Source organism: Nonomuraea sp. NBC_00507, from assembly GCF_036013525.1.
In the GTDB taxonomy this organism is placed as follows: Bacteria; Actinomycetota; Actinomycetes; order Streptosporangiales; family Streptosporangiaceae; genus Nonomuraea.
In genome coordinates, this window is sequence record NZ_CP107853.1 from 7,390,048 (window position 1) to 7,402,781 (window position 12,734).

A 12,734-nucleotide genomic window follows, 5' to 3' on the forward strand; every position below is an offset into this window, starting at 1 on the left:
GGCGCGTCACCTGACGACTCCGCGTCCGTAGCGGGCGGTGAGCTGGTCGCCGAGGATCGCGATGCTGATGATCAGCAGCGACAGCGCGATGCCCGGCAGAGTCGAGATCCACCAGGCGGTGGCGAGGTACTCCTTGCCGTTCGCGATGGTCTGGCCCCACGACACCGAGGAGTTGGGCAGGCCGATGCCGAGGAAGCTGAGCCCGGCCTCGGCCAGGACCACCAGGGCGAACTCCAGCGTCGCCAGAGCCACCACGGGACCGGCGGCGAACGGCAGCACATGGCGCAGGAGGATGAACCTCCGCGGCACCCCGAGGACCCGGGCCGCATCCACCCAGGCCCGTTCCCTGATGGACAGCGCGACGCCGCGGGTGACCCGCGCGAAGGAGATCCAGGCGGTCGCGGACAGCGCCACGACCACGACCACGACACTGCGCTCGAAGGCGCCCGCGATCACGATCGTCAGCAGGATCGCCGGGAACGCGAGCAGGATGTCGATGCCGCGGGCGAGGACCGTGTCCAGCCAGCCGCGGAAGTAGCCGGCGACGGTGCCGACGGCGGCGCCGATGACGCAGGCGGCCACGACCGTGGCGATGCCGATGATCACCGACGTGCGCGCACCGTAGACGACCTGGGCGAGCACGTCGCGCCCCAGAGCGTCGGTGCCGAGCCAGGCGGTCCCGCCGGACGACAGGCGCGATCCCGGGCTCAGCAGGCGGTCGGTGAGCGAGGCGCGGACCGGGTCGTAGTCGATGAGCAGCGGGCCGAGCCCGCCGACGACGGCGAACACCGCGAGCACCGCGTACGGGGTCCGGCGCCACCACCGCCTCATGACGCACCCTCCAGCCTGATGCGCGGGTCGAGCTGGGAGTAGAGCAGATCGGCCACGAGGTTGAACACCATGACGATGCCGGCGATCAGGAACGTGGCCGCCTGCACCACCGCGTAGTCCCGGTTGGACACCGCGTCCACCACCAGCGAACCCAGGCCAGGCCAGGCGAAGACGTTCTCGACGATGACGGCGCCGCCCATCAGGCCGCCCATGTGCAACCCGACCACGGTGACGACGGGGATGAGCGAGTTGCGCAGCGCGTGGCCGAGCAGCACCTGCCGCTCGGTCAGGCCCTTGGACCGGGCCGTCTGGATGTACGGCTCCCGCATGGTCTCCGCAACACTGCTCCTGGTCAGGCGGGCGACCACCGCGGTGAACGGCAGCGCGAGCGTGACCGCGGGCAGGATCAGGTGGGCGGGTGAGCCGGCCCCGGCGCTGGGCAGCAGCCGCAGCGCCAGCGCGAAGGCGAGGATCAGCATGATGCCGACCCAGAACGTGGGGAACGACTGGAGGGCGATCGCGCTCGCGGACACCGCCCGGTCCACCACTCCGCCGGGGCGTCCGCCGGCCACCAGCCCGAGCGTGAGACCGAGGACGACGGCGATGGCGGTGGAGGCGAGCATCAGGTCGGCGGTGGCGGGCAGGCGCTCCGTCACCGCCTCCATCGCCAGCGCGTTGAGCCGGTAGGAGTCACCGAAGTCCAGCCGGACCACGTCGGCCAGATAGCCGAAGTATTGGGTGAGCAGCGGCTGGTCGAGGCCGAGCCGCGCGGTCAGCTCCGCCACCTGCTCGCGCGACGCGTCAGGACCGAGCATGATCGTCACCGGGTCGCCCGGCGCGACGCGGACGATGAGGAAGATGAGTGAGGCCGCGCCCCACATCACCAGCACGCCGACGAGCAGTCGTTGGACGATGACCCGCATCATGGCCGTGCCCGTCGTTCGCCGGGGGCCGGTGGGCCCACGGTCGCGCCTGGGGTGAGGGGGCACTCGACGCTCTCCTGGCAGGCCGTCTCCTCGGGTGTCTCCAGTAACCGCGCGAGCAGGCGGGTGGCCTGCCGGCCCATCTGCTCCCGCGGGACCACCAGGCCGGTCCAGGGAGTGCCGGACCCGCGTGCGCCGGCGGAGTCGCCCAGCACGACGACGCTGAGGTCTCCGGGGACCGACAGCCCGTGCCGCCGGGCGTGCGCCAGGACCTCCTCGGCGAGCATCTCCTGCTCCGCGACCACACCGGTGATTCCGGCGTGCTGGATCTCCTCCAGCAGGCCCGCCGCGTCCTCGGGGGACTCGAGCGTCCACACCGGGCCCGCGAGCCGCCGGGTCCCGCCGGGCGGCATCGCCCGCCGGAAGCCCTTCTCCCGGTCACGGCTGGGTTGCGCGTCGCCGTCGCCGATGCGGGCGTAGGCCACGCGTTCGTGCCCCAGCGCGAACAGTTGCTCGGTGAGCTGCTGGGTCGCCCCGGCGTAGTCGGCGGCCACATAGGACACCGGCGGGCCGGACACTTCCCGGTGCCCTACATAGACGAACGGATAGCCGGAGTCGCGGAGCCGCTCGATCTCCTCGACGTTGGGGTCCCGGCCGAGCAGCAGCGCTCCGTCGGTGATCGACAGCCGGGTCGACCCGTCGCGGAAGATCTGGCGCTCGCCGCCGGCGCTGGTGAACAGCAGCAGGTCGTAGCCGAGCTCGGCGGCCGCCTGCTCCATGCCGAGCAGGAAGGGGAAGTAGAAGTCGACGCTGGTCGTGGGGAAGACCGGCTCGAACGTGTGCACCCCGATGATCTTGTTGCGCCCGCCGGCAAGGGAGCGGGCCGAGGCGTTGGCGACGTAGCCCCACTCGCGTATGGCGGCCAGCACCCGTTCGCGGGTCGCGGGGCTGATGCGCACCTCCGACTCACGCTCGTTGAGCACCAGTGACACGGTGGCCTGACTGACCCCGGCGAGGCGCGCGATGTCGGCCTGAGTGGGCCGGCGCACTGGTCCGCGGGTCATCCACGCCTCCATGGTTATGCGCTACAACGCGATGGACGCTGAGTTTCTGCGCGTTACGTGGAGATGTCAAGAGACCTGGAGAAATCGGTGGTAAGTGCGCTCCTCACAACGCGGCGGAAATGCTAATGCCTATTAGCCTCTGGCGTTCGGGCAAGATCCCGGATAGCGTCCGGGGCACGCTTTTGAGGAGGTGACATGGCCATCGCGCCGCGGGCGTCACCACGCTGATGCTGACCGGCACGAACGGCGAGGGGCCGTTGCTGCCCTCCGACGGCGTGCGAGCCGGCCTCCACGACCTGCTGGGCAGGGACGTCGCACCAGCGGGCTCGTGAACCCCCCAACCCGCCCTGTCTCCTGAAGGAGAGTCGAGTGAGCACCCCCATCAGCCGCCGCATGTTCACGCTCGGCCTCGCCGCCGGCGCCGGCGCACTCGCCCTTCCGTCCCCCACGCAGGCCCACGCCCGGACGACGGGCCGCGCCGAGCCGTTCTTCGCGGAGACCACCTTGTGGGACTCCGCTGTGGACCCGCTCGCCAGCTACCACGTCCACGCGCTGGCCGTCCTGCCCGACGACACGATCCTGGCCTGTACGGAGGGCCGCCACGAGATCTGCGACGCCGGCCCGCACGACCTGCTGGTACGGCGCAGCACCGACCGGGGCGAGACGTGGAGCCCGACCCAGACGGTCGCACAGGCGGTCAACGGCGAGATCTGGGCCAATCCCACCTTCGTCGTCGACCGCGTCACCGGCGAGGTGTTCCTGTTCCACAACTTGTGCGAGCAGCTGCCCGGCAACACGAGTTGCTCGGCCGACTCCAGCACGATGTACGTCATCTCCAGCACCGACGGCGGCGCCACCTGGAGCGAGCGGCGCAGCCTCGCCGGGCTCTTCGACCACTTCCCGTACAACTGGGCGATGCACGGCCCGGGGCCGGGCCACGGCATCCAGCTCCGCTCCGGCCGGTTGCTGCTGACCGTCGGGCACCGGACCGTCATCACCGGCGTGCCGGCCGTGGAGCGCAACTACGGCGCCTCGACCGTCTACAGCGACGACCACGGGCGCACCTGGCTCTCCGGCGGCGAAATACCGCTGGGCGGCGGCCTGCCGGCCGTGGGTGAGGCGCGGCTGGTGGAGCGGGCGGACGGGACGGTCGTCGTGAACAGCCGGCCGGGGTCGGGCAACGACTGGCCCCGTGACACCGCGGTCAGCGCCGACGGCGGCCTCACCTGGTCGAAGCCCAGGATGGACTTCAGCCCCGGGCTCTTCAACGGCGTCGACACCGGCCTGATCCGATACACCGGGGGTCCTCACAGCAGTGAGGTCGACCGGGTGCTGTTCAGCTGGCCCGACGCGCCGATGCGGTGGAACATGACCGTCGCGGTCAGCTACGACGAGGGCCACACCTTCCGCTACCGCCGGTCGATCAGCCCGATCCGGGGGTACTACTCGGACCTCGCACGGCTCTCCGACGGCACCATCGTGCTGCTCTACGGCTGCGACGGCGACCTCGACGGCAGCCCGCGGCGGGTGGCGGTGGCCCGGTTCAACCTGGAATGGCTCACCCAGGGCCGCGACAGCCTGGCCACCGGCCCGGCGCTCACCGAGCACACGCACGACCTGGGACGCCCCGCGAAAGAGGCCACCGTCTCCGGCGGCACCGTGACCGTGGTCGAAGAGGCCACGGCGCGTGACGGCGCCCGCGCCGCGTTCGCCCCCGGCGCGACGGGCGATTTCATCGAGTACACGTTCGTGGTCCCCTGGGGCGGCTGGCACGAGCTGTGGCTGCGCTCCTACAGGTCGGCCGACGGCGGCCTGGTCACGGTGACCGTGGACGGGCGGACCCCGCGGAACTCCACCCTCGACCTCACGGCGTTCCGCGGCGACGGCTACGACGTCGTGCTGCTGGGCAAGATGGCGTTACGGCCCGGCCGGCACACCATCCGGTTCAGGTCTGCCGGCGCCGGGCGGGGCGGCGGCAGGGCCATCGGGCTGGACCAGCTCAGTCTGGTCCGGGCGCCGCACCCGGCGGACGTGCGCGAGGAGGTCACCGTCGACAACGGCGGGCTCGGCTTCCAGGTCACCGGCACGTGGCCCAGCAGCCGGGGCATCCGCGGCTACTACGGGTTCAACTACCTGACCCACGCGAAGGGCGACGGCACCAGCGTGGCGCGGTGGCGACCGGCGTTGCCCGGCGAGGACCGCTACGAGGTGCTGGTGTCCTACTCGGCCGACCCCAACCGGGCCACCAACGCGACCTACGTCGTCCACCACGCCGACGGCGTCACACCGGTCGCGGTCAACCAGCGGGAACGCGGCATGCCCGACGCGCGCACCGGCGAATGGGTGTCGATAGGCACCTACCGGTTCCGTGCCGGCCTGGACGGATACGTCGAGCTCAGCGATGCGGCCGACGGCGTGGTCATCGCCGACGCTGTCCGATTCCGGCGGGAGCCGCGATGACGACCGAGATCGGCCCCGGGACCGGCACCGAGCCCGGCACCGAGGCCAGTCTGATGGCGACGGGCGGCGGCGGGCCGGTGGTGCCGAGCCCGGCGGCGGCGGTCGCGCTGCGCCCGCTGCCGCTGTCCGCCTGCCGCCTGGCCGACGGCTTCTGGGCCCGCCGGATGGCCGCCAACCGGGCGGCCCTCCCCGTCGCCTACCAGCGGCTCAGTGAGACCGGCCACCTCGACAACCTGCGGATCGCGGCCGGTGAGACGACCGGGACCGCGAAAGGCGCCGTCTTCTGGGACTCCGACGTCTACAAATGGCTGGAGGCGGTGGCCTGGGAGCACGCGCGCCGTCCCGACCAGGCGTCGCGTGACCGGCTTCGCGAGTTGAGCCGTACCGTCGCCGCCGCCCAGGGCGACGACGGGTACCTCAACTCGGTGATGCGGTTGCGCGGCGAGGAACGATACGCGCGGCTGTGGATGAGTCACGAGCACTACTGCGCCGGCCACCTGTTCCAGGCGGCGGTGGCGGCGGCCAGGGCGACGGGCGAGACCGGGTTGCTGCGGGTCGCGACCCGGCTGGCCGACCATCTGGCCGGCACGTTCGGCCCCGGCGCCCGTACCGAGCTGGACGGGCACCCGGGGGTCGAGACGGCCCTGGTCGAGCTGTACCGGGAAACCGGCGTGCGGCGATACCTGGACCTGGCCCGCCACTTCGTGGACACCCGGGGGTACGGGCACGCCACCAAGCCCGGCTTCGGCCCGTCGCACTACGCAGACCCGGCGCACTACGCCGACCGGGTGCCGGTACGCGAGGCCGCCACGGTGGAGGGGCACGCGGTGCGCGCGGTCTACTTCGCCTCCGGCGCGAGCGACGTGGCGATCGAGACGGGCGACGACGAGCTGCTTGCCGCTCTCCGCCGGCGGTTCGACGCGATGCGCCGGCAGAAGCAGCACGTCACCGGCGGGGTCGGGTCCCGGTGGGACGGCGAGGCGTTCGGCGAGCCGTACGAGCTGCCGCCGGACCGGGCGTACGCGGAGACGTGCGCGGCGATCGGCGTCCTGCAGTGGGCCTGGCGGCTGCTGCTGGCCACCGGTGAGTGCGGGTACGCCGACCAGGTCGAGCACGTGCTCTACAACGCGGTGCTGCCCGCGGTGTCGCTGACCGGGGCGGAGTACTTCTACGTCAACACGCTGCACCGGCGTACCGGCGCCAGGGGTGAGGTGCAGCGGTCCCCGGCGCACGGCCGGCGTCCCTGGTTCAACTGCGCCTGCTGTCCGCCCAACGTGATGCGCACCCTGGCCGCTCTGCCCGCCTACCTGGCCACAGGAAGCGCCGACGGTCTGCAGGTGCACGTGTACGCCCCGGGTTCGCTGCGCTCGGGCGGGTTCGCCGTGGAGATCGACACCCGGTACCCGTGGGACGGCCGGATCGCCGTGACCGTGCGCGAAGCGCCACGGCGGCCGGTGGAACTGGCCCTGCGGGTGCCGGACTGGGCCGAAGGAGCGGCTCTGGATGGCCGGCCCGTCGCGGCCGGTGAATACGCCCGGACCCGGCGCGTCTTCCGTGCGGGCGACCGGGTGCTGCTGGAGCTGCCGATGACCGCCCGGCTCCTGCAGGCCGGCCCGCGGGTGGACGCCACCCGCGGCTGCGTCGCCGTCGCCCGCGGCCCGCTGGTGTACGCGATCGAACAGGCCGACCAGCCGCCCGGCGTCGTCCTGGAGGACATCCGCATCGACCCGTCCGCCCCACTGCGGCCCGAGCACCGGCCGGACCTGCTCGACGGGGTGACCGTGCTGCGCACCCAGGGTCTGGTGGTCGCCTGCGAGGCCGCGACCCCTTACCGCCGGTACGGCGAGCCGGCCGCCGCCGCGAGAGCGGTGCCCGTGACACTCATCCCGTACTACGCCTGGGCCAACCGTGGCCCGCACGCGATGCGGGTATGGATACCGACCGACCCCGCCACGTGAAGGACCACATGACCGACTACGCGAACATCCAGGCCTCGCTCGCACGGGGCTGGAACACCTGGGACACGCGCAGCGTGCTCACCCAGGTGCTCCTCCCCGACGCGCTTGGCCTGTCACTCGGACTGAAGGAGTACTACCGGGGCACGTCGCTGCGGACCGCGCAGATCGGCCGCCGCACGGAGGGCGCGGAGACCGTCACCCTGGGCCGGCACGCCTACGACGGCGGCTACACCGAGGCGAGCGTGACGTGGGCCGGCATCACGATCCGGGTGCAGACCGCGCATGCGGGAGACGACCTGGTCGTGCTGGTGACGCCCACCGCCAACCAGCAAAAGAGCGCCCTGCTGACGGTCGGCGTCGGTTACCTGTGGAACCGGCCGGGCTCCGTCAGCCGCGACGGCGATCGGATCATCGCCACGGGGCCGGGCGGGAGCATCGACGTCCACGGCACCGCCGCGCACGTCGACGACCCGTATACCGACATCGACGGGCCGTACCTGGCGATGGAGCTGACCGGCGCCCTCGGGATCAGCACCGGCCGCGCCCGTGACCTGCGGGAGATCGCGGCGATCGTGGCCCGCGCCGCCGACGGGATCGGCGAGGCCGGCACGGATCCGCTGGCCCAGCACCGCGAGATCGTCAGGGACGCCATCTCCTGGAACACCATCTACGAGCCGGCCGGGTCCCGGGTGATCACCACCGTCAGCCGGCTCTGGAACGTCGGCAAGCGCGGCGGCTACGCGCTGTTCTGCTGGGACGCGTTCTTCAACGCGCTGCTGGCGGCCGTGTCGAGCAAGGAGCTCGCCTACGTCAACACGGTCGAGATGCTCCGGGCACTGACCCCGGAGGGCTTCGTCCCGAACGTCGAGCAAGGCACGGGCCGCAAGACGTACGACGGGTCGCAGCCGCCCGTCGGCTCGCTGGTCACCCGGGAGCTCTACCGCAGGTACGCCGACCGCTGGTTCCTGGAGGAGGCCTTCGGCCCGCTGCTGTCCTGGAACCGCTGGTGGTGGCGGGTACGGAGGGACGGTGATCTGCTGTGCGCCGGCTCGACGTACTTCGACCCCGAGTTCCCCTCGCCGCAGGACATCCCACGCATCCACCAGCACTTCGGCGCGACCTGCGAGACGGGCTGGGACGGGCATCCGGTCTTCGACGACGTGCCCTTCGACCAGTCGAAGAGCCTGCTCGCCGCCCACGACGTGGGGCTGAACAGCCTGTACGCGGCCGACTGTGAGGCGCTCGCCGACATCGCGGACATCCTGGGCGACCGGGCGGCCGCCACGGAGCTGCGCGCCCGGCACGCGGCCGTCGTGGCGGCGATGGAGTCCCTGTGGGACGAGCGGAGCGGCATCTACCGCAGCAGGCGCACCGACACCGGGCTGCCGACCGAGCGGCTGTCCACGATGAGCTTCTACCCCTTCCTGGCCGGCGTCGGACTCGGCGAACGGGCCGCGCGGATGGTGTCCGGTCACCTGACGACCGGCGACGGCTTCGGCGGCGAATGGATCCTGCCCTCCTCGCCGCGCAGCGAGCCGGTGGATCTCAGCGAGGGCAGCTACTGGTCGGGCCGGGCGTGGCCGCCGGTGAACTTCCTCGTCTACCTGGGCCTGCTGCGCGCGGGGGAGCGGGACGCGGCCGCATGGCTGGCCGAGGGCAGCTCCAGGCTCGTGCTGAAGGAATGGAACCAGCACCGTCACGTGCACGAGAACTACTCCAGCATCCATGGCGGCGCGTGCGACAAACCCAACAGCGAGCCCTTCCAGACCTGGGGCGCGCTGCTGAGCCTCATTGTCCTCCTGGAACGCGGCGAGGTGGACTTCTTCATGAAGGACGGCCTGGCGTGAGCGCGGCGCGCAGCTCGGCGGCGTCGACCTCGGCGGGCGGCAGGCCGGACGCGGCCGCGAGGGCCGCCGCCGTTCCCGCGGCCTGACCCATGGCCATGCACTGGGCCATCGATCGGACGGACGCGTGCGCGTCGTGGGTGGCCGACAGGCACCGGCCGGCGACGAGCAGTCCGGGCACGTCCTGGGGCAGCAGGCACCGGTACGGCACGCCGTAGGTCATCCCGGCCGGCTCGCCCCCGACGTACCGCCAGATGGTGGACGAGCCGGCCGCGTGGTCCTCGATGGGCGCCCCGCATTGGGCGATCTCGTCGGGGAAACGGCGGCCGGACAAGACGTCCTCGCGGGTCAGGACGTACCTGCCGATGAGGCGGCGGCTCTCCCGCACGCCGATGCGGACGGAGATGCCCAGCAGATACGCCTGCGCGTACCCGGGGACCCGGGCCTTCAGGAAACGCACGTATTCGCGTACCTGACGGCGGCCCTCCCGCTCGGCCGCGGACAACTCCCACGGGTCCAGCGGGTTGACGTCGCTGACGCGCGTCATGTTCGTGTGGACCACGCCCGGGAGCACCGTGCGGTGCGCGGAGCCTTCGGTCCGCGGCAGGGCGAACTCGCCCGACGCGGCCGCCTCCCGCATCAGCCGGTGCAGCTCCGCGGTCGGTGTCGCGGCGAGGTCCACGTTGCCCAGCCGGAAGGTTGCGGTGAGCGGCTGCACCCGCTGGTCGCCGTCGGGGCGTTCGACCGCGGCGCCGGCCCGCCACGCCAGCTCCGCGTCGCCGGTGGCGTCCACGAACACGGCCCCGATGATCCGCCGCGCGCCCGCCTTCGTCTCGGCGACCACCTCGGCGATCCTGCCGCCGTCCATGACCACGCGGCTGATCGTGGCGTGCAGGAGCGTCTCGGCGCCCGCCTCCTCAGTCAGCTCGTCCCAGGCCAGTTTCAGCGCCTCCGGCTCGTACGTCACGCCGGTGCCCGCTCCGTAGGTGTTGGGCCGCTCGAACGCCTGCTCCCACGACAGGAGCCGCTCGCACAGCTCCCAGCCGATCCCGCCCACCACGCGATCGGCCCGCCCGGGAGCGTAGAAGCCGTAGAACGTGTCGAGCACCGCGGCACCGGTTCCGCCCAGGAACCCCGACGCCTCGACGAGCAGGGTCCGGGCGCCCGAGCGTGCCGCGGCCACCGCGGCGGCGCACCCGGCCGATCCGCCGCCGACCACCACGACGTCGCCGCGCCACAGGACCGGGACGGCCCGCACCTGTTCGACGGTCAGCCTCACCGCAGGTGCCACCCTCCGTCGACGGGGACGACCGCGCCGGTCGTACGCCGGGCCGCGGCCGACAGCAGCCACATCACCACGTCCGCGACCTCCTGCGGCGTGCACGCCGTGCCGCCGAGCGGCATCAGCTCGGCCATCCGCGCTGCGATCTCCGGGGAGTCCAGCGCGCGCCGGGCCATCGGGGTGTCCACCAGCCCGGCGGCCACCAGGTTCACCCGCACTCCCGCGGGCGCGGCGTCGAACGCGGCCGAGCGCACGAGCGGGATCAGCGCGCCCTTCGCGCTGGCGTACGCCACGGTCCGGAAGTCGTGGTCCAGCGACGTGGCGAGGGCCGACCCCACGATCACGATCGACCCGCCCCGCCCGAGCCTCGGGATGGCCGCCCTGAGCAGGCGGAAGGCGGACTCGTGGTTCACCCGGTGCACCTCCGCCCACGCCTCGTCGGTGCAGCCGGTGATCGGGCCGTCGCCCAGCCGGCGGCCTGACATGCCGATCGCGTGCACGACGCCGTCGAGCCCGCCGAGCGCCGCGTGCGCCTGGGAGATCGCCTCCTCGGCGCCGCCGGGCCGGGTGACGTCCGTCGTGCTGACGTCCACGCCGTACACCTGGCCGCCGGACGCGCGCACCGTTTCGGCGCACGCGCTGCCGATGCCGCCCTCGCGACCCGCCACGAGAACCCGCATCGTCATCTCCCTTCCGCGCGCAGCGTCCCGGCCGCGCGCCGGGCGAAGTCGAGGTACGCCGCCTCGAACAGCTCCGAGCTGCGCTCCTCGCCCACCAGACGGGAGCTGGTGATGACCGGCGGGACGATGCCGTCGGCGGCCAGCAGGCGGGCCGTGCGCACCTTGATCTCGTTCACGATCGCCACCGCGGTGAACGTGCTCACCGGGCCGATGGGCTCGTCCACGCCGCCCACCTGGCACAGCGCGTCCCCGACCGGCGAGCACAGGTCGATGACGACGTCCCCGTGGTCGGCCAGGCGGGTCCCGCTCGGGTGGCGTGCCGGACCCGCGTTCGACTCGGCCAGGGACGTCACGACGATCACCGGGAGGCCGGCCTTCCTGGCGCCGATGGCCATCTCGATGGGCACGGCGTTCAGCCCGCTGACGCTGAAGACCATCAGGCTGTCGCGCGGCCGGAGCCGGAAGTTGGCCAGGATCTGGTCGGCGAGCCCTTGGACGCGTTCGATGAACATGGCCTGGCGCTGTCCGTTCGCGCCGACCACTTGGTTGTGGAAGGTCATCGAGAGCTCGACGATGGGATGGAACCCGGGGAACGATCCGTACCGCGGGAAGATCTCCTCGACGGGCATCCTGGAGTGGCCGGTGCCGAACGCGTAGACGACGCCGTCACCGGCGATCGAGCGCGCGGCCAGCGCGGCCGCCCGCTCGATGGCGGCCTCCTGCGTCCGTCGGACCTCCTCCAGCACCTTCTGCGCCGCGGAAATCCAGCTCATGGTCATCAGGAGTCTCCATCTGTGTGATCGACGTGAGGCGCCGCCATGAGCGCGGCACCGAGCGCGCCCATTAGTCCAACCTGTCTAGACTGGTGCCCTGAAGTTAACTTCGTGCCGGTACATCGTCAAGAGACCCGATGGCCCGGATGCCTGTCTAGACTGTCCGTATGCATAAGGGTCGAGCATCCCGGGTGCGGCCGTGACGAGGAGATCGATCCCTCGGCACCAAGCCGTCGAGCGGCACCTGCGCAGCCGGATCGCCAACCTGCGTCCCGGGGACGCGGTGGAGTCGGACGCGGAGCTGTCCGCCCTGTTCGACGTCAGCAGGATGACCGTGCGCCAGGCCACCCAGCGCCTCGTCGAGGAGGGGCTCATCTACCGCGTGCCGGGGGTCGGCACCTTCGTGGCCGAGCCCAAAGTGCATCGCGACATCGCGCGGCTGCGCTCGTTCACCGAGGAGATGGCCGGGCGCGGAGCGGTGGCCCGCTCACGGATCCTGGTGGCGGAGCTCCGCACCGGCACCGCCGACGAGGTCGCCGCGCTCCACCTGCCCCCGCGGACGAGGGTGACGCACGTGCGGCGGCTCCGGCTCGCCGACGACAGACCCGTCGCGATCGAGGACGTCGTGCTCCCCATGTCCTGCGGCGCCGTGCTGAACGAGGACCTCGAGCGCGGCTCCTTGCACGACGCGCTGCGGGCCCTCGGCGAGGTCCCCACGAGCGCCACGGGGACACTCGTCGCCGTCAACGCGGGCGGCGAGGACGCGAAGCTGCTCGAGATCGCCCCGGGCGCGGCGCTGCTCGTCGAGGAGCGCCTCATCCTCGACCAGAACGGCCAGCCCCTGGAGAAGACCCAGACCCGGTACGCGGGCGAGGAGTTCGTCTTCCACGTCACGCTGGCGCGCTAGCGAACGGAGCCC

At 72.3% G+C, this 12,734-nt stretch carries 10 protein-coding genes; 4 read left to right on the forward strand and 6 right to left on the reverse strand.

Annotation, left to right across the window (positions count from 1 at the left end; all coding sequences use genetic code 11):
• Positions 1-6 precede the first annotated feature (6 nt).
• From OHA25_RS35510 to OHA25_RS35520, 3 genes are read right to left on the reverse strand one after another with little or no spacing between them, the layout of a single operon-like run.
• Entirely contained in the window at positions 7-831 is an 825-nt protein-coding gene (locus tag OHA25_RS35510) for an ABC transporter permease (RefSeq protein WP_327581278.1), read from the reverse strand.
• Positions 828-1,757, reverse strand: a complete 930-nt coding sequence (locus OHA25_RS35515) for an ABC transporter permease (protein WP_327581279.1) — start codon at positions 1,755-1,757, stop codon at positions 828-830. The genes OHA25_RS35510 and OHA25_RS35515 overlap by 4 nt, the downstream gene beginning before the upstream one ends.
• Positions 1,754-2,818 carry a LacI family DNA-binding transcriptional regulator gene (locus OHA25_RS35520; RefSeq protein ID WP_327581280.1) on the reverse strand — a complete coding sequence of 355 codons (1,065 nt, stop codon included), beginning with the start codon at positions 2,816-2,818 and terminating at the stop codon, positions 1,754-1,756. Before OHA25_RS35520 ends, OHA25_RS35515 begins: the two co-directional genes overlap by 4 nt.
• A gap of 369 nt (positions 2,819-3,187) precedes the next feature.
• Between OHA25_RS35520 and OHA25_RS35525 the strand changes: the two genes are divergently transcribed.
• Genes OHA25_RS35525 through OHA25_RS35535 form a run of 3 tightly spaced genes read left to right on the forward strand, consistent with a single transcriptional unit; the run spans position 3,188 to position 9,083 of the window.
• The gene (locus OHA25_RS35525) at positions 3,188-5,278 is read left to right on the forward strand and encodes a golvesin C-terminal-like domain-containing protein (RefSeq protein WP_327581281.1); all 2,091 of its coding nucleotides are present in this window, start codon (positions 3,188-3,190) and stop codon (positions 5,276-5,278) included.
• Positions 5,275-7,236, forward strand: a complete 1,962-nt coding sequence (locus OHA25_RS35530; RefSeq protein WP_327581282.1) for a glycoside hydrolase family 127 protein — start codon at positions 5,275-5,277, stop codon at positions 7,234-7,236. Before OHA25_RS35525 ends, OHA25_RS35530 begins: the two co-directional genes overlap by 4 nt.
• An 8-nt stretch (positions 7,237-7,244) precedes the next feature.
• On the forward strand, positions 7,245-9,083 hold the full coding sequence (locus OHA25_RS35535) for an MGH1-like glycoside hydrolase domain-containing protein (RefSeq protein ID WP_327581283.1): 1,839 nt from the start codon (positions 7,245-7,247) through the stop codon (positions 9,081-9,083).
• Here OHA25_RS35535 and OHA25_RS35540 read toward each other — a convergent pair.
• The 3 genes from OHA25_RS35540 to OHA25_RS35550 are packed head-to-tail and all read right to left on the reverse strand — an operon-like array spanning position 9,061 to position 11,821.
• Positions 9,061-10,359 carry an FAD-dependent oxidoreductase gene (locus tag OHA25_RS35540; protein WP_327581284.1) on the reverse strand — a complete coding sequence of 433 codons (1,299 nt, stop codon included), beginning with the start codon at positions 10,357-10,359 and terminating at the stop codon, positions 9,061-9,063. The genes OHA25_RS35535 and OHA25_RS35540 overlap by 23 nt on opposite strands.
• Positions 10,356-11,042: an SDR family oxidoreductase gene (locus tag OHA25_RS35545; RefSeq protein WP_327581285.1), complete on the reverse strand. Its 687-nt coding sequence runs from the start codon at positions 11,040-11,042 to the stop codon at positions 10,356-10,358. Before OHA25_RS35545 ends, OHA25_RS35540 begins: the two co-directional genes overlap by 4 nt.
• Before the next feature lie 2 nt (positions 11,043-11,044).
• Positions 11,045-11,821, reverse strand: coding sequence for an SIS domain-containing protein (locus tag OHA25_RS35550; protein ID WP_305917021.1), 777 nt, complete (start codon positions 11,819-11,821; stop codon positions 11,045-11,047).
• A 193-nt stretch (positions 11,822-12,014) separates the two neighbouring features.
• On the opposite strand from OHA25_RS35550, the gene OHA25_RS35555 reads away from it, so the two are divergent.
• Positions 12,015-12,722, forward strand: coding sequence for a GntR family transcriptional regulator (locus OHA25_RS35555; protein WP_327581286.1), 708 nt, complete (start codon positions 12,015-12,017; stop codon positions 12,720-12,722).
• Positions 12,723-12,734: the final 12 nt, after the last annotated feature.